At 43.8% G+C, this 18377-nt stretch carries 15 protein-coding genes; 11 read left to right on the top strand and 4 right to left on the bottom strand.

The genetic code is table 11. The features are described from left to right. Positions 1–19: 19 nt before the first annotated feature. From ahcY to ACFGVR_RS22540, 3 genes are all read left to right on the top strand, one after another. Positions 20–1339: an adenosylhomocysteinase gene (ahcY, locus tag ACFGVR_RS22550; RefSeq protein ID WP_448699936.1), complete on the top strand. Its 1320-nt coding sequence runs from the start codon at positions 20–22 to the stop codon at positions 1337–1339. Between the two features lie 247 nt (positions 1340–1586). Beyond that, positions 1587–2231, top strand: a complete 645-nt coding sequence (locus ACFGVR_RS22545) for an START domain-containing protein (RefSeq protein WP_448699935.1) — start codon at positions 1587–1589, stop codon at positions 2229–2231. Between the two features lie 42 nt (positions 2232–2273). Continuing rightward, complete coding sequence (locus ACFGVR_RS22540; RefSeq protein ID WP_448699934.1) at positions 2274–2708, top strand: hypothetical protein; 435 nt, start codon at positions 2274–2276, stop codon at positions 2706–2708. Between the two features lie 39 nt (positions 2709–2747). Here the strand turns inward: ACFGVR_RS22540 and ACFGVR_RS22535 are convergent, their stop codons facing one another. Both ACFGVR_RS22535 and ACFGVR_RS22530 read right to left on the bottom strand, forming a co-directional pair. Then, on the bottom strand, positions 2748–3578 hold the full coding sequence (locus ACFGVR_RS22535) for a lipocalin family protein (protein WP_448699933.1): 831 nt from the start codon (positions 3576–3578) through the stop codon (positions 2748–2750). A gap of 62 nt (positions 3579–3640) precedes the next feature. After that, positions 3641–4624 carry a polysaccharide deacetylase family protein gene (locus ACFGVR_RS22530; RefSeq protein WP_448699932.1) on the bottom strand — a complete coding sequence of 328 codons (984 nt, stop codon included), beginning with the start codon at positions 4622–4624 and terminating at the stop codon, positions 3641–3643. Between the two features lie 95 nt (positions 4625–4719). Here ACFGVR_RS22530 and ACFGVR_RS22525 point away from each other — a divergent pair, with 95 nt between their 5' ends. After that, the gene (locus ACFGVR_RS22525; RefSeq protein ID WP_448699931.1) at positions 4720–5439 is read left to right on the top strand and encodes a pyridoxine 5'-phosphate synthase; all 720 of its coding nucleotides are present in this window, start codon (positions 4720–4722) and stop codon (positions 5437–5439) included. On the opposite strand, the gene ACFGVR_RS22520 is transcribed toward ACFGVR_RS22525, so the two are convergent. Then, on the bottom strand, positions 5440–8967 hold the full coding sequence (locus ACFGVR_RS22520) for a gliding motility-associated C-terminal domain-containing protein (RefSeq protein WP_448699930.1): 3528 nt from the start codon (positions 8965–8967) through the stop codon (positions 5440–5442). Between the two features lie 123 nt (positions 8968–9090). On the opposite strand from ACFGVR_RS22520, the gene gcvP reads away from it, so the two are divergent. The 4 genes from gcvP (at position 9091) to ACFGVR_RS22500 (ending at position 13453) form a co-directional block, all read left to right on the top strand. Next, positions 9091–11982, top strand: coding sequence for an aminomethyl-transferring glycine dehydrogenase (gene gcvP / locus ACFGVR_RS22515; RefSeq protein ID WP_448699929.1), 2892 nt, complete (start codon positions 9091–9093; stop codon positions 11980–11982). Positions 11983–12081: 99 nt separating this feature from the next. After that, positions 12082–12465, top strand: coding sequence for a hypothetical protein (locus ACFGVR_RS22510; protein WP_448699928.1), 384 nt, complete (start codon positions 12082–12084; stop codon positions 12463–12465). A gap of 103 nt (positions 12466–12568) precedes the next feature. Continuing rightward, a complete protein-coding gene (locus ACFGVR_RS22505) occupies positions 12569–12892 on the top strand; it encodes an antibiotic biosynthesis monooxygenase family protein (protein ID WP_448699926.1) in 324 nt (107 codons plus the stop codon). 144 nt (positions 12893–13036) lie between these two features. Further along, positions 13037–13453 (top strand): response regulator, encoded by a 417-nt coding sequence (locus tag ACFGVR_RS22500; protein ID WP_066006238.1) that lies wholly within the window; start codon positions 13037–13039, stop codon positions 13451–13453. On the opposite strand, the gene ACFGVR_RS22495 is transcribed toward ACFGVR_RS22500, so the two are convergent. Then, positions 13443–14219: an MBL fold metallo-hydrolase gene (locus ACFGVR_RS22495; protein WP_448699924.1), complete on the bottom strand. Its 777-nt coding sequence runs from the start codon at positions 14217–14219 to the stop codon at positions 13443–13445. The two genes, ACFGVR_RS22500 and ACFGVR_RS22495, sit on opposite strands and share 11 nt — an antisense overlap. 89 nt (positions 14220–14308) lie before the next feature. Between ACFGVR_RS22495 and recJ the strand changes: the two genes are divergently transcribed. The 3 genes from recJ to ACFGVR_RS22480 all read left to right on the top strand — a co-directional run bounded on the left by recJ (position 14309) and on the right by ACFGVR_RS22480 (position 18373). Next, a complete protein-coding gene (gene recJ, locus ACFGVR_RS22490; RefSeq protein WP_448699923.1) occupies positions 14309–16009 on the top strand; it encodes a single-stranded-DNA-specific exonuclease RecJ in 1701 nt (566 codons plus the stop codon). A gap of 96 nt (positions 16010–16105) precedes the next feature. Beyond that, positions 16106–16846 carry an LPS export ABC transporter ATP-binding protein gene (gene lptB / locus ACFGVR_RS22485; protein WP_448699921.1) on the top strand — a complete coding sequence of 247 codons (741 nt, stop codon included), beginning with the start codon at positions 16106–16108 and terminating at the stop codon, positions 16844–16846. Between the two features lie 12 nt (positions 16847–16858). Further along, on the top strand, positions 16859–18373 hold the full coding sequence (locus tag ACFGVR_RS22480; RefSeq protein WP_448699919.1) for a GH3 auxin-responsive promoter family protein: 1515 nt from the start codon (positions 16859–16861) through the stop codon (positions 18371–18373). Positions 18374–18377 lie beyond the last annotated feature (4 nt).

Genomic DNA, 18377 nt, shown 5'->3' with positions numbered 1-18377 from the left:
CTCAAAATAAAGTAGAAATATGTCAACAACAGCAGAAACAGCATTTGTAAAATACAAAGTAAAAGACTTCTCGCTTGCCGAGTGGGGTCGTAAAGAAATAGGTTTAGCCGAAGCAGAGATGCCGGGCTTAATGTCATTACGCGAAGAGTTTGGCGCTTCGCAGCCTTTAAAAGGTGCGCGTATTGCAGGCTGCCTGCACATGACCATCCAGACCGCAGTATTAATTGAAACATTACAGGCCTTAGGTGCCGAAGTAACCTGGTCATCATGTAATATATTTTCAACACAAGATCATGCCGCTGCTGCTATCGCTGCTGCAGGTACTTCGGTTTATGCCTGGAAGGGTATGAATGCCGAAGAGTTTGACTGGTGCATTGAGCAAACTTTATTTTTTGGCGAAGACCGCAAGCCATTGAACATGATATTGGATGATGGTGGCGACCTGACCAATATGGTATTAGATAAATACCCTGAACTGGTTGCTGGCATCAAAGGCTTATCAGAAGAAACTACTACCGGTGTACACCGTTTATACGAACGTATGAAAGCCGGTACTTTACCAATGCCTGCCATTAACATTAACGACTCGGTTACCAAATCGAAATTTGATAACAAATACGGCTGCCGCGAATCGCTGGTTGATGCTATACGCCGCGCTACCGATGTAATGATGGCTGGTAAAGTTGGTATTGTTTGTGGCTTTGGCGACGTAGGTAAAGGTTCTGCCGATTCGCTACGTAACGCTGGTGTACGTGTTATCGTTACCGAGATCGATCCGATCTGTGCTTTACAGGCTGCAATGGAAGGTTTTGAAGTTAAAAAACTGGATACTGCGATCGGCGAGGCTGACATCCTGGTAACAGCAACCGGTAACTGCAACATTGTTAAAGAAAAACATTTCCGCGCGTTAAAAGATAAAGCCATTGTATGTAACATTGGCCACTTTGATAACGAGATCGACATGGCCTGGTTAAACGGAGCTTATGGCGATACCAAAGTGGAAATTAAACCACAGGTTGATAAATATACCATTAACGGTAAAGACGTAATTGTATTAGCCGAAGGCCGTTTGGTAAATTTAGGTTGCGCTACCGGTCACCCATCGTTTGTAATGAGCAACTCGTTCACTAACCAAACTTTAGCGCAACTGGAGCTTTGGCAACACAGCGATAAATACGAAAACAAAGTATACACCCTGCCTAAACACCTTGACGAAAAGGTTGCCCGCTTACACTTAGCTAAAATTGGTGTTGAGCTTGAAGTTTTAGACCAGGATCAGGCTGATTACATTGGCGTACCTGTTGAAGGTCCGTTTAAATCGGATTTTTACCGTTACTAAGATTGATTTAGATCTGAGATATCAGATTTGAGAGGGATGTGGGTTATACCACGTCCCTTTTTTTATGGAGTTAAAATACTAATCCACAACAGTGTAATATAAGTGCAAAAAAATAATTTAAAAGTCAAATTGGAATCGGCTTCGTAACAAACCTGCTTTTTTTGAATTTAATTTGTGCTGTTTGAATTTGGTGAAGAAAGGTTTAAGCGCTTTCGCTATGCAGAAAGCTGTGAAATGAAACAATTGTATGCTAAAGAAATTATCTGCAATCATCCTATTTTTAATAAGCACTGCAAGCTGCTTTGCGCAGGATAACTGGAAGCTAAGCATAGATAAAGGCGGGATAAGGATCTATACCCGTCCAATGGCTAACTCCAATCTTAAAGCCATTAAGGTGGAGTGCAATCTTAGTGCGCATCCATCACAACTGGTGCGGGTAATTATGGATATCGATAACTCGGCCGAATGGGTATATCATGGCAAAAATGCCCGTGTAATTAAACAGGTTTCTCCATCGGAACTCTATTATTACAGCGAGGTTAGTGTGCCCTGGCCGGCTCAAAACCGCGACTATATATCGCATATTATAGTAAAGCAAAATCCGAAAACCAAAGAAATAACCATCGATGCACCTTGCATTGCCGATATGGTACCCGTTAAACCGGACATTGTGCGCATCAGCAATTCGGTAGGGCGGTGGACTATAACTCCGTCAGCTAATAACACTATTAAAGTAGAATACCAGTTGGCCGTGGACCCTGCGGGCAGCATACCGGCATGGCTGATCAACCTTTTTGCTACCGAAGGACCGTTTAAAACCTTTGAGCGCTTAAAGGAACAACTGCAAAAACCGGACTATAAAAATACCAGGCTGGCCTTTATTGAAGATTGAGGTTATTTATTGATACCTTTCAGGTAAATTATTTCCTCGGCTATGAAAAGATTTTTACCTGCTTTAGTATTGCTGACGGCTCTTGCCTCCTGTAATCATCATAATGACAACAAACAACCGGCTACCGATCTGCGGTTTTGCGGTCGATGGCTGCATTCAAAAAATAGCCCTGTGATCTATGATCTAAAACCCGATGGCGGCTTTACGGATAGAACGCTAACATTTGCTTCGGTTGATATGCCGTTGCCAAAACCTATATCGTGGCGTGCAGAGGGGAAAATGCTGTACCTGCAATACGATTACACCAGGTACTATTTGAAATTTTTTAAAGTACCGGTGCAGTTTACCATACGCGATACCGTTAAAGTAATTACTGATAGTACCATGGTATTGGCCACACGGGCAACAGGGAAATACCCTTCCCGAATCGTTAATCTGATCAAGATGAAAGAGAATGGAAAGTATACTACGGAGTAGCGTGGGCAAAAGTTAAAATTCAATCATTAAACCGATCTTCTATTGAGGTACCATGTAGCTTACGGTTGTAGTACCTGTACGTGTGTCAAAATAGCTATAAATAAACGATCCTCCGATCAGTTCAACGATCTGGATAGACATATCAAGCGTAGGTCCGGTTGATGTACCAGTCGTAAATAACCTGATACCCGCAGTGGATTGATCCTGGAACAATGTCCAGTTGTCGGTGTAGGGATACCCCAGTGTGCGGGGATCTATAGAAGATGTTACCATAATTCCATTCGTATTGTATTTAAGCCGCAGATCAGGATCGACTGTTTGATTGATAAAACCGTTAAGGATGATCTTTTTAAATTTCCAGGTAACATTGCAAAGCTGTTGTGCCCGGTCCTGGAAAGGCAAAAAAGGTGCGCTATCAACACTTATGTAGTTCAAACGCTCATACTTGACGCCGCTGCTATTCAATACATCCAATACAAGCGTATTAGCTGTAACCGATACGAGATTATACTTTGCACCTCCGAGGTTAAGGCTTACATTATCGCTTGCCAGTGTCCATTTTCCCGAAGCGTTGTTCGCACTGTAAAAGTCTGCTGAATCGATCGGGGCGTTACAGGTATAGGCAGATTGGGCAAAAATGCCATCGGCATTAAACATTAAATGATTATGTTTTTTTGCGCAATTGCATATAGAAAGCGGGATAGTATAGGTGCCACTGTTCAATTGCCATAATTTACCGGGACTGCCTACTATTAATGCGACGGTTGCAGGGTCGGGCTGGTCGCCACTGCTGCTTTTTTTACAAGCTGCAATAAAAAATAGACCGCTAAGTATCGGTATCAATAGAATCAGGAACCCTCTTTTTTTCATCTTTTGTTTTTAACGACGAAAGATAACCAAAATATAAGTACTCTGACTATTGTTCGTATACTTCAATTACTAAACTCATCCTCCACACTCTCCCTTAAATCATAAAGCAACCACTGCCGGTTGGTGATCATCCGTTTTTTTGATTGAATAAGCTTGATAAAATCGGCAACTCCGATAGGTTCGTTGCCGTTACCATGAATAAGCACGATGCTGCCGTTTTGAGGCTGCTGCCCTTTGGCCAGCCAGGCATCGGTACCTATGGGGATGAGTCCAAAATTGGTGATCGCAGTAACCAGTTGCTCATCGGATACCAATCCCGGAAAACGAAAAAAGCATGAGGGTAATAAGCCGTTTTTAAGCATGGCTTTTTCGGTTTCGATAACTTCGTAGTAGATATCGGTGCCTTTCTCAAGCAGGAAGTTTTGGGTAAGTGGTGCTTTTGCGCTTACGCGATGGTTGAATGAATGGTTGATCCAGGTAATGTAAATTTGCCGGTGTGCCTGCATATCCTTCAGCCAGTTCAAATCGGCCTGGTGGTTGCGCATCCATATCCCGGTAACGGATAATGCTACCGGTACAGGTTGTTCCACCTTTTTAAACCCGTTAAATATATCGGTAAATATGCGCCTGTCAAGCGGCCGGTGGCTGGGGCAAAGATCGGCGGTAAGCGTAATGCCTGTTTCTTTAGGCATGCCGCTTTGGATGCCTGCGTCCTGTATCACTTTGCTTTGTTTCTCGACTTTATCGATTGCTTTTACATAAGCTGTGGCGGCGTAATATTTACGGGCCCCATCAATGGTGAGGTGGCGCACCTGGTATAGCGAAGCTTCGTCGACTTTAGTTTCCAGTTCGCGCGGATCGAGTAGTAACAGGTAGCTCTTGCCATGGTCGTCAAACCGACGCAGTACCAGCCAATCCTGCGTGTTGCGTTTGGCCGAGCCGTAATACACCTCGTAATTTTTAATGCTGCTGTAAACGGCCTGGGCCTGTAAGTCGCTTATCGCGAAAAGCAGAAAGAAGGAAAAGAGGTAGAGGTGCTTAAACATTTATAAAGAAATTCAAAAACTAAAACTATTGATGTTAGGTAATGTTTGTCAAATATCATTTAAAATAACAATGGGTAATACTTTATCTTTGCTGCATGGCGCATCTATCTGTAAACATTAATAAAATAGCTACCCTGCGTAATTCGCGTGGGGGTAATAATCCCGACTTGTTAAAAGTTGCTTTAGACTGTGAGCGTTTCGGTGCCGAAGGCATTACCGTACATCCGCGCCCTGATGAGCGCCATATCCGCTATAGTGATGTGTATGATCTAAAAAAAGCCATCGCTACAGAGTTTAATATTGAAGGTAACCCGGTTGAAGATAGTTTTGTAGAACTGGTGCTTAATAACCGCCCGGCCCAGGTAACTTTGGTGCCCGATGCGTTGGGGCAAATTACCTCGAACCATGGCTGGGATACCATTGCCCACCAGGATTATCTGAAAACTATTATCCAGGAGTTTCAACTGGCAGGCATCCGGGTGTCGATATTTGTTGATCCGGTTGCCGAAATGGTTGAAGCTGCCGCCGCTACCGGCACCAACCGCATTGAACTGTATACCGAAGCTTACGCCAGCGGCTATCATACTGATCGCGAAAAAGCGATTGCACCTTACGTAGAAGCGGCTAAAGTGGCCAATAAACTGGGCCTTGGTTTAAATGCCGGGCACGACCTTGATCTGCACAACTTAAAATACTTCGCCCAAAATATCCCCGGCTTGCTGGAAGTAAGCATAGGTCACGCCCTGATCAGCGATGCGTTGTATTATGGTTTGGAAAACACCATTCAACTATATTTGAGGGAGCTGGCGGTTTAGTTATCTTACCAAAGTAATGCTGCCCGATATCACCTCGCATTTGGTATTGAGGTTAATGATATAGTAGTACGTTCCAAGGGGCAGATCCTGACCTTTAAAACGACCGTTGAAGGATATGGTATAACCCTTCGATTCAAAAATTAGTTGCCCGGTACGATTGTAAATCTGCACTGTTCCATCCGGATAGTTTTCCATTCCGTTTATTTTCCAGGTGTCGTTAATGCCATCGTTATTTGGGGTAAAGGTATTGGCTATGCTTAATTTTGATAATCCCAGTCCAATCTTCACTTCGGCCCGTGCACTTTCGCAGGTACCGATATACTGGCTGATAAAATAGCTTCTGGCAGCGCTAACCGATACATTGAATTTACCGGTAGTACTTTGCGTGATGGGGATCGAACTTGTGGCGCTATCATATAACTTAAAACCATAAGATGGTGATGGGTTGTTAACCGCTATCAACGCCGCACCGGCGGTACAAAGTTGTATGTTGTTAACCAGTGGTTGCGGAACCGCGCTATTTACATTTTGGATGGTATAGCTTAAATCCTGTTCGCAGCCTGCACCATCGGTTATTTTGACGTTATAGGCGCCTGCTTTTACATTAGTGAGATCGATAGTATTGGCAATAACAGAACCTGAAGCATCGGTCCATGTAATGCCAATCGGCGCTTTGCCGGTATAGCCAATGCCGGTAATGCTTCCTGTTCCGGTTTGACAATGATCATCCACCGTTTGTACATTATTCGTAGTAACCGTGAGGGCCGGATCGCGGCCAATCGAATAACTGATCAGATATTTTTCGCATCCGTTGTTGTCGGTTGCATAAATTGCGTAAGTGCCTGCATCGATATTGCTAAGCGTTGCACTACTGGTGCCCAGTGTTTGCCCTTTACTATCTACCCAACGGTATTTAACCGGCAATACCGGTGGGTTATTCATAAAAATAACCTGGATGCTACCGTTATTTAATCCGCAGGTGGCATTGATTAATTTTTTGGTAAGGCCAAGGTAGTTTACAGTATTGGTTTGTTGTGTTACGGTAAACACCATAGTTTGCTTGCTGCAAAATGCGTTCGATGCAATAAGGTAATATCTGCCTGCGGCAACATTGGTTAAATTGAGCTGGGTTGAAACTGTATTGCCGCCTGCATCTATCCATTGGTAGGTTGTTGCGCCTGTAACTTTAATATTTGTTATCGAACCGCCGTTGTTTTGGCCGCAAATAGCCTGGGTTTGCGTTTTGGCCGAAGTATCTATTGCGATGCCGTTAGCCTCGGGTATGGTAATAGGCGAGGAGGTAACATAACCGCAACTGCTTTGATCGGTGATCTGTAAGGTGTAAGCCCCCGCCGGCTGTCCGGTTAAGTTTGGCGTAGTTGCAACCGTTTGCTGCTGACTGTTCTTCCAGATGTAGGTTATTGTGCCGGTTCCGGTGGCTTTAACGTTGGTTATCGATCCGCTTGATGAGCCGCAATTTGACGGGCTAATGTTGGCGGAACTTTGATCGATATTAGGGCCGGTGGTGTTGGAGAGGGTGATGGGACCGTAAGAAGCCTGGCAACCGTCGGTAGTGGTTACTTTTAAAGTATAACTCCCCGGTGGCAAGTTAGTTGCATCGGTACTGGTAGCAACAATGTTTCCATTACCATCGGTCCATGTTTTGTCTTTTAATTTCGATTCGGGATCGTATACAAAAAGCCCTTTAATTGAGCCTGTACTTTGACTGCACGATGCGTTTTGTTTTGCCAATGAGCCATCATAAAAAGAAACCCTATCGTCGACTACATTAAACCATTGAGATGTAATGCAGCCTCCACCTAAAACCAAATGGTATTGCCCGGTTTTGTGTATGTTGAGATCTAAATCTGTGGAAACTATATTGTTATTATAGTCTGTCCAATAGTAACTTACGCCCAACGGAACTTTTAACCCTGATATTGTTGCCAAATCGCTGCAACGCATAGGTTTGATAACTACATTGTCGCTGTTTATTTCAAAAGTTTTGAATAAAGATGTTTGATTATTGAGTGTTGCAGAAGCGTAAAAAATGCCGTTCAAATTTAAAATATCTGCTTGCCACGCGCCGGAGCTACCTGCGGTTACAGTTTGCACATAACTTCGGATGCTACATGGCATCAAACAAGATTCGGATGAGTAAATATCAATAGTTGCGTTTGGAGTAGCCGTCCCGTTCACAATATTGTGAATGCCGTTGGTATTTAAACTTAGGATACTGATGTTAGGTAATGTGTATTGATTATTCGGTGCAAATTTAAAGCTCGAATAAAACGTTTGGGCAGCAGTACCGGTTGGTGATAAACATTTAAAATCATTATATCTTAAAAAGGTATTAGGAGTTCCTAGTGCGTTAACCGCGATCGATTGATTGTAAAAATAATTAAGGTCGCTGTTATTATTGGTCCCAAAATTCATTAGGCCGTTGCACAGCATTGCTGTTACTGAATTACCGAGGTTGGGCCTCGAATTATTGTTGTTTAAGTTGGTTTGTAGATCTCTGGACACACCAAAATAGTTGTGATAGAAATTTGTTATACCATTGAGCTGATTAAGGTAGATACCAGTACCAAAATTTCCTATTAAGTTATTTTGAATGAGTATGTTAACATCTGCACCATTTAAAGTGTAATAGGTGGGATCGGTAATGTAGTTATTTGCATAGATGGTTGCGATCTTGACAAAATCGAATGCCTGAAATATAAATCGGGTAGTTACGCCGTCTTTAAGTACGCCGAAGTTATTTGATTTGATGGAAAGAGTGTTGTTGCTGGTTTTTTCAAAAAAACTGATATTTACAAGTGCGAAAATTACATTTCCTTCTGTATTATCTCCTCCGATTAAAATTGAGTTACATTTATTTATAGTTATCGGCGCTGTTACTTCAAATAGGCCAGGCTGCAGAGGATCGTCAAACGCGTTATTCGTATTTAGTCCGATAAGGTTATTTTGAATTTTAATTGAAGTGGTACTCTCAAAATATAGTGAATACGAATTAAAGCCCCTCAACAGGTTTCCCTTACCGGATGAACCGAAAATAATGTTTGAAGAGTTGAGGATGTTAATCCCAATTCTTTGCTGCAGATTCGGCCTAGAAGTGCCTATATCTGTATAATCATGGATATAAAGACCATAAAACTCAACATCATCTACCAAATTTCCGTTGAAAACTGTAAATTTTATGTTGTTAAATGGCGTAGATACTTCAACGTGAGCTTCGGTTTGTCCAAATGCCGATCCCGGTTGCGTTGTTCCATCAATTACCAGGTTTGAAGATACATCAGGCAACTGGCTTACCAATGTTATTGTCCTTCCGGCGATACTTTGGTCGGCAATATTAAAATTAATATAGTCTTTTACTGCGCTGCCATTAGCCGCCGCCTGTGTTAAAGCGTCGCGCAAAGTACCAGGCCCACTATCGGCATTGCTAGTCACTACAAATACTGTAGAAAACGTATCAGTAAAAACAAAAAGCAGGGATAATACAAGCAGTATTTTTTTAAAAGGCATAGGCGATGTTCACGCCTTAAAAATAATAATATTGTTGTAAAAAAGAGCGCCGTTATTTGGGGAAGATTGTTACGGAATGGTTATTTGTTTACCTTTGCCCAAAATTTATTCTGACCCATTTTCATGAAGTTAAATATCGATTACCAGGAAAAATTTCAACACCGTCATATCGCTCCTAATGAGGCCGACACTGCTGAAATGCTGCAAACCATTGGTGTAAATAGTGTAGACGAACTGATAGACCAAACGGTACCGCAAAAGATCCGTTTAAAGCAGCCGCTAAACCTACCTGCGGCAAAAAGCGAGTTTGATTACCTGAATGATCTGAAAGAAACGGCATCGAAGAATAAAGTTTTTAAGTCGTATATCGGCCAGGGGTATTATGATATGATACTGCCGGGAGTTATCCAGCGCAACATCTTCGAAAACCCGGGATGGTATACCCAGTATACACCGTACCAGGCCGAGATAGCTCAAGGCCGTTTACAGGCGCTGCTCAATTTCCAGACCATGGTGTTGGATTTGACCGGAATGCAGATTGCCAATGCTTCGCTGCTTGACGAAGGTACGGCTGCTGCCGAGGCCATGTTTATGCAATACAGTTTGCGTAAAAATGACCATGCCAAGGTTTTCTTTGTTTCGGAAGAAGTGTTTCCGCAAACCATCGATATATTAAAAACACGCTCGCAACCTTACGGGATCGAACTGCTGATAGGTGACCATCGCACTGTTGAGTTGAGCGACAATATGTTTGGCGCTATAGTACAATACCCTGCCGGCGGCGGTGCGGTTTATGATTATAGCGATTTCGCTGCAAAAGCGCATGAGCATGGTATTAAATTAACCGTTGCAGCCGACATTATGAGCCTCGTACTTTTAACTCCGCCAGGGGAATGGGGTGCCGATATTGTGGTAGGTACCACCCAACGCTTTGGCGTGCCAATGGGCTTTGGCGGGCCACATGCCGCATTTTTTGCTACTAAAGAAGAATATAAGCGTTCGATGCCGGGACGTATCATCGGAGTAACGATAGACAGCGCCGGTAATTACGCTTTGCGGATGGCTTTGCAAACCCGCGAACAACACATCCGCAGGGATAAGGCAACTTCAAATATTTGTACCGCACAGGCATTGTTGGCTATTATGGCTGGGATGTATGCCGCCTATCACGGTCCGAAAGGTTTGAAGCTCATCGCCGAAAGGATACATGGCTTAACCGTTTTGCTGGCCGATAGCTTAGAGGCTTTAGGTTATAAACAGTTAAACGAAGCCTACTTTGATACCCTGAAATTTGACCTGGGAGCTTTGGCAAGCCCGATACATGGCCAGGCCATCAACAACGAAATGAACCTGCATTACAGCGGTACAGAAGTTAATATCTCGCTTGACGAAACTACTTCGGTTGAGGATGTGAAAACCATTATCCGTTTCTTTGCCAAGGTAAAAGCTAAAAGCATTAATGATATTGCTTTTGATGATCTGAAAGCAAGTATTAAAACGACCATTCCAACTGCTTTACAACGCACCTCGGAATATTTGACACATCCGGTATTTAACTCGCACCATTCGGAACACGAAATGCTGCGTTATATTAAATCGCTTGAAAATAAAGACCTTTCGCTTTGCCATAGCATGATCGCTTTGGGGTCGTGTACCATGAAGTTGAATGCCACTACCGAAATGATCCCGGTAACCTGGGCTGCATTCAGCAAAATGCACCCATTCGCACCTATCGACCAGGTGGGCGGCTACATGGAAGTGTTTGACGAACTGAACAAATGGCTAAGCGAAATTACCGGCTTTGCAGCCATGAGCTTACAGCCAAACGCAGGTGCGCAAGGCGAGTATGCCGGTTTGATGGTAATCCGCGCTTATCACCAGGATAGGGGCGACCATCATCGTAATATTGCGCTGATCCCTTCATCGGCACACGGCACTAACCCGGCTTCGGCGGCTATGGCCGGAATGAAGATCGTGGTGGTAAAATGCGACGATAACGGAAATATCGATGTGACCGACATGCGCGCCAAAGCGGAGCAATATAAAAATGAACTATCGTGTTTGATGGTGACTTACCCGTCAACACACGGTGTTTTCGAAGAATCGATCATCGAGATATGCCAGATCATCCATGACAATGGCGGCCAGGTATATATGGATGGCGCCAACATGAACGCCCAGGTAGGGCTAACCAGTCCGGCTAATATTGGCGCCGATGTTTGCCACCTTAACCTGCATAAAACCTTTTGTATACCACATGGCGGCGGCGGCCCGGGTATGGGTCCGATAGGTGTAGCCAAGCATTTGGTTCCATACCTTCCGGGACATGCTGTTGTTGATATCGACCAGGGTAAATCCATCCCAGCAGTATCATCGGCACCGTGGGGCTCGGCATCTATCTTATTGATCTCGCATGCGTACATTGCTATGATGGGTGCTGAGGGTTTAACCAATGCTACCAAATACGCTATACTGAATGCAAACTATATTAAAGCGCGTTTAGAGAAACATTACCCGGTATTATACACCGGCGCTAATAACCGTTGCGCACACGAAATGATACTGGACTGCCGCGCGTTTAAGAGCTTTGGGGTTGAGGTAACCGATATTGCCAAGCGTTTAATGGATTATGGTTTCCACGCGCCTACCGTATCGTTCCCGGTTGCGGGCACGGTAATGGTTGAGCCAACGGAATCTGAACCTAAACATGAGCTTGACCGTTTCTGTAATGCCATGATCGCTATCCGCCACGAAATTGAGGATGTGGAGAAAGGCATTGCCGATAAGGTAAACAACCTGCTGAAAAACGCGCCGCATACTGCTGCAGTAATTACCGCCAATGAGTGGGAGCATCCTTATACCCGTCAAAAGGCGGCTTTCCCGCTGCCGTATGTTGCTGCTAACAAATTCTGGCCATCGGTAGGGCGTGTTAACGATACTTATGGCGATCGTACCCTGATATGTACCTGCCCGCCTTTGGAAAGCTACGAGTTTGAGGAAAGCGTGATTGAATAAAGTTGGTGAGTGGTGAATAGTGAGTAGATAAGTGGCAGTAGCAGTTGTTTAAAATCATAAACAAAACTTAACATCAGGGGTTTAGTAAATAAACACCGGATGAAGAAGATATTACTTTTGATTGCTGTACTGCTTACCGCCTGCGCACATACCCTAACCAAACAGCAAATAGCCGAACGTGTGGTTAAAAGCTACCTGCACACTACGCTCGATGATCCCGGGAGTTATAAAAGCAAAGGCTTTGATTTTTTAACAACTGTATACCAGATCACCAAACCGGGTTTTGCCAAACGTGATACTTTTGAAATATATACTCACAAAGCAGGTAATAAATCAACCCGCGATAGTGCCGTTGTGGCTTATAAAATAGCGGCTGCCTATAGCTTTAAAGATAAAGCAGGCGAAGAGCATTCATGGTCGGGCTTTTTCTGGATGGATAAAAGCATCAGTAAAGTTTACCGGGTTGAGCCGTCAAAACCATAATGGTTCACCGGGTAAAATAAACAGATGTTTTTGTGATAAACAGGCCGATTTGTTAAATAAATAGGTTTATATTTATTCATTGTTTGCGATATTTGCCCCGTCTATGAATAACTTATTACTTGCCGAAACGCCTAAACCGCCGTATTACGCGGTTATATTTTCTTCGATAAAACATAACCCCGCCGAAGGCTATGATGCCATGGCCGACCAGATGTTTGAACTGGCTACACAACAGGAAGGTTACCTTGGCTTTGAATCTGCACGTGAAGAAATTGGAATTACGGTATCATACTGGTCGTCGTTAACTGCCATAAAAAACTGGAAGGCAGACAGCCAGCACCTTGTTGCACAAAAATACGGTCGTGAACATTGGTATGCACACTATAAAGTGCGTATTTGCCTTGTTGAACACGATTATGAATTTTAAATATAAAACAGATTGTATAATTTTATATATTAGTAGTTAATTAACCAAAAGTTAGCCGAAAAAAAGGAAAATAGGGGCTTTTTGTTTAGAAAAAACCTATCTTCGGTTAAAACAAAACGCGCTATTTGTACGTAGAAAATAAACATGACTATAAATACTAAATCTGTAAGTATTCTGCTTGTTGACGATGACGAGATCAATAATTTCATCTCAGTTAAATTGATCAAGAAGACACTTCTAAATACAGATATCAAAACCTGTTTAAATGGCAAGTTTGCCATTGACGAGTTGGTAGAGATACAGAATAATAACCCGGAAGAATTGCCGGACTATATTTTGCTGGATATCAATATGCCGATAATGAACGGCTGGGAGTTTTTAGATGAATACAAAAGATTAGGTATTGACCCTGAGGGCAAAAGCAAAATATATATTATATCGTCGTCTGTTTTTAATAACGATATCAATAAAGCTAAATCATATCCACTGGTTAAAGACTTTATTTCGAAGCCTTTAAGTGTAGAGAAAATACGGGAAGTGCTTGACCTGGTTAATAACTAACCGGCTTTACCATAAAAGTTTCATCGGTATACGTAACCTGGCCTACCGGGTTTGACTTGGCATGATAGAACAGGCAGATCCAGTTTTCGGCTGCTGCTTTTTTACCATATTCTTCGCGTAATGCCATAGCCTTGCGGCCATCGTAATCGTACTTGGCAATAAATTTACGGATCAGTTGTTCAGGCTCGGGCAGTTCATCACCACCAAAAAATATTTTATAGCCATTGTTTTCTAATAAAAAAACATGATGATACTGGCAATGCCCACCCGAAAGCTCGTAAGTGATACCTGATTTATACTGGCCGCTGCCTTCAACAAAATCGATTTGTACGCCGCGTTGTAGCGTATCAAAAATATATTTATGATACGATGATGATTTGTCGGCATAAGCGTTTTCCCATTCGCCGCGCTGTATTACGTGTGTAGCGCCTGGGAAAGATGGTTCCCATTTGCCGTTGCGTTCAACCACCAAACCGCCCGAATGATCGTAATGCAGGTGCGACATCAGTACCAGGCTTACATCTTCGGGATCGAAACCGGCGTTGCGGATATTTTGATGCAGAACCAGTTCGTCCTGATTATTTTTAAAACCCAGGCCCGAATCAAATAAAATAAGATCAGTATCCGTTTTAACTAAAAAAGGCTGTACGTGTATAAAAAGTGAACCTGGCCTGTCGCGGAAATTATCAGTAACAGGATTGAAGGGAATAAACTTTTTAGTAGAATCAACGGAGTACGAACCTTCTGTTAGTGGAAAAATATGCATTGGATAACAACGGATTGTGAGTAACTAACCGACAAAACTTATTCAATTAATAACTCAATAACTATATTTACTGTTTATACAGCGAAGATATGCAAAAAAGATGGTCGGTAAAGGCAAAGTCAGATGATGGAGATGTACTCAAGCTATCGACCGAATTGAACATTGATCCCGTTTTAAGTACCTTACTGGTGCAGCGGGATATCCATACGTTTGAAGAGGCCCGCACGTTTTTCCGGCCCGAAACACACCAGTTGCACGATCCGTTTTTGATGCGCGATATGGAAAAAGCCATCCTTCGTATTGAGCGGGCTTTTGCCGATGGTGAAAAGATCATGATCTACGGTGATTATGATGTGGACGGGACGACATCGGTTGCTGTGGTGTATAGTTTTTTTAAAAAGTACTATCCTAACCTTGACTATTACATTCCCGACAGGTATAAGGAAGGTTATGGGATATCAACACAAGGGATCGATTTTGCAGCAGAGCATGGCTTTAGCCTCATCATCGCGCTGGATTGCGGTATTAAGTCGGTAGATAAAATAGCGTACGCCAATACTTTGGGTGTGGATTTCATCATCTGCGACCACCATACGCCGGGCAATGAGTTACCCGATGCCGTAGCCGTGCTCGATCCTAAAAGGGCAGATTGCGAATACCCTTACAAGGAACTTTCGGGATGTGGCATAGGTTTTAAGCTGATCCAGGCTTACGCCCAAAAAAATGATATCCCGTTTGAAAGCCTGCATACTTATTTTGAGCTTGTTGCGATAAGCATTGCCTGCGATATTGTGCATATTACCGGCGAGAACCGGGTGCTGGCTTATTTTGGTTTGCAGCAGATCAATACTAACCCGTGTTTGGGAGTTAAAACCCTGATGCTGGCGGCAGGGCGCACCGAAAATTATACCATTAGCGATATTGTATTTATGATCGGCCCGCGGATAAATGCAGCCGGGCGCATTGATGATGCGAAGCACGCTGTTGAATTGCTCATAGCCTGTGACGAACAGTTGGCCGCTACAAAAGGCGAAATGATCAATTCGCGAAATATTGAACGTAAGGAACATGACCTGAACATTACCGACGAAGCTTTGGAGATGATCGGTAATGACGAGTTAATGATCGCCCGTAAATCGACAGTGGTGTTTAACGAGCACTGGCACAAGGGTGTTATCGGTATTGTAGCATCCCGCCTGACGGAAAAATATTACCGGCCAACAATCGTGTTAACACGCTCAAACGGGCATGTTGCAGGCTCGGCACGCTCGGTATTGGGTTTCGACCTGTACGAAGCCCTGTGCGGCTGCAGTGATCTGCTGATCCAGTTCGGCGGACATAAATATGCGGCAGGTTTAACCATGGAGCCTGAAAATGTAGAGGCTTTTAGTCAGCGGTTTGAAGAGGTAGTTAATGCGACGATCACCGACGAAATGCTGATACAGCAGATCAATATCGATGCCGAACTGAAGTTAAAACAGATAGACGCCAAATTTTTTAGGATACTGAACCAGTTTGCGCCGTTCGGGCCTGAGAATATGTCGCCCGTTTTCATCACAAAAAATGTGTATGTTAGCGGTAATGCCAGCCTTGTAGGCGCTAACCACATTAAAATGAGCGTGGTGCAGGAAAACTCGCCGGCGTTTGATTGTATAGCATTTAACCTGGGCGAGCATTTACCTAAATTAAGCAAAGGCATACCTTTTGATATTTGTTATACAATTGAAGAAAATGTATGGCGCGAAAAGCGGAGCATACAGTTAAATGTTAAAGGGATAAAGACGTATTAACGCCCCAGCCCCCTAAAGGGGGAATTTGGAAAAGGCTAATGCAACAATTAATGTAGTATTTTAAAATTCCCCCCTTAGGGGGATTAAAGGGGGTTTATGATTTTACGCGCTGAGAATTTAATTAAGAAATATAAACAACGTACCGTTGTCAATGATGTTTCGTTTAGTGTTGAGCAGGGCGAAATTGTGGGTTTGCTTGGCCCTAACGGCGCAGGCAAAACTACCTCGTTTTATATGATAGTAGGTTTGATAAAACCTAACGAAGGAACGATTTACCTGGAAGACCACGACATTACCGGCGATCCCATGTATCGCCGTGCGCAAAAAGGTATTGGCTATTTGGCGCAGGAAGCATCTGTTTTCAGGAAGCTATCGGTTGAGGATAATATTAAGGCTGTGCTGGAGATGGGCAAATTAAACGATGCCCAGCAAAAGGATAAGCTGGAAGAGCTGATAGACGAATTTAGCTTGCACAAGGTGCGCAAAAACCGCGGCGACCTGCTTTCGGGTGGCGAGCGCCGCCGTACCGAGATTGCACGTGCCCTGGCCGCCGACCCTAAGTTTATTTTACTGGATGAGCCCTTTGCCGGGGTTGACCCGATTGCGGTGGAGGAGATACAATCGATGGTGGCTAAACTGCGTCACCGCAACATTGGAGTATTGATCACCGACCACAACGTGCAGGAAACCCTATCCATAACCGACCGTGCCTACCTGCTTTTTGAAGGCAAGATACTGGAAAGCGGTGTACCCGAAGTTTTGGCAGCTAACGAAATGGTACGTAAGGTTTACCTTGGGGCCAACTTTGTGCTGAAAAGAAAAACCTTTTTGCAATAATGAACCGCCCGCATGACGATCATTAATTCTGTTTTTACCTGGTTTATGAAAAAGCGTATCCACCAGATAGAGCTTTTTCAAAAATACCCTAACGAGGTGCAGGATGAATGGTTTGAACAACTGATAGCGGGTGCCGAAAATACTGAATGGGGTAAAAAACACCATTACCGGAGCATCAGCAACCTGAAACAGTTTAAGGAGCGGGTACCCATCCAAACCTATGATACGCTAAGGCCCTACATTGAGCGGATGCTGAAGGGCGAGCAGAACATTTTATGGGCATCAGAAATTAAGTGGTTCGCCAAATCATCGGGCACCACCAGCGACCGGAGCAAGTTTATCCCGGTAAGCGAAGAATCGCTTGCGGAATGCCATTTTAAGGGCGGCAAGGATATGCTGACGCTGTATTGTAATAACCGCCCCGATACTAAAATATTTACAGGTAAGGCCTTAACATTAGGCGGCAGCCACCAGCCGAGCGGTTTTACGCCTGATACTTTTTTTGGCGACCTGAGTGCAGTGATCATGAAAAACCTGCCCATGTGGGCGGAATTTTTACGTACGCCGAATATCGACATCGCGCTGATTGAAGATTACGATGAGAAGATAGAGAAGATGATCAAGGCTACGTTGGACGTTAATGTAACCTGTTTAAGCGGCGTACCCACCTGGAATATCCTGCTCATTAAACGTGTGCTCGAAATTACTGGTAAAAAACACTTAATAGATGTTTGGCCCAACCTGGAGCTTTACTTTCATGGCGCGGTGAGCTTTACACCTTACCGCGAGCAGTTCAACAAACTGATCGGTAAGGATGATATGTATTACCTGGAAACCTATAATGCATCCGAAGGGTTTTTTGGTTTGCAGGATGAGGATGACAGCGGCGAAATGCTGCTGATGCTGGATTATGGTATTTTTTATGAATTTTTGCCGCTGGAAAGCATTCACGATGAGCATCCTAAAACGCTTACGCTTGATGAGGTGGAACTGTATAAAAATTATGCGCTCATCATCAGCACCAATGCGGGCCTGTGGCGATATATGATTGGCGACACCATCCGCTTTACTTCTTTAACACCATACCGGATACAGATAACCGGCCGTACCAAGCACTTTATTAATGCCTTTGGCGAAGAGGTGATCATTGATAATGCAGAGCGTGCCCTAAATGAAGCCTGCCGGCAAACCGGGGCAATTATCCGCGATTATACGGCTGCGCCTATTTATTTTTCGGATAGCGACGCGGGTGGGCACGAATGGATCATTGAGTTTGAAAAGCACCCCGCTGAGTTTGAGCGCTTTGTTGACCTGCTGGATGAAACCCTGCGCAAGATCAACTCGGACTACGATGCCAAGCGTTTTAAAGATATGGCCCTGCATCGGCCAAAGGTACACTCGGCACCGGGCGGAACCTTTTTTAACTGGATGAAACAGCGCGGTAAACTGGGCGGGCAAAATAAAGTGCCCCGTTTGGCTAATGACAGGGAGTATGTGGATTCGGTTTTGAAGCTGATGAGAAGTTAGTAAC

The organism is Mucilaginibacter aureus (assembly GCF_053514885.1).
The sequence above is the reverse complement of the archived record's forward strand: the minus strand, read 5'-3'. Positions and strand labels throughout refer to the sequence as shown.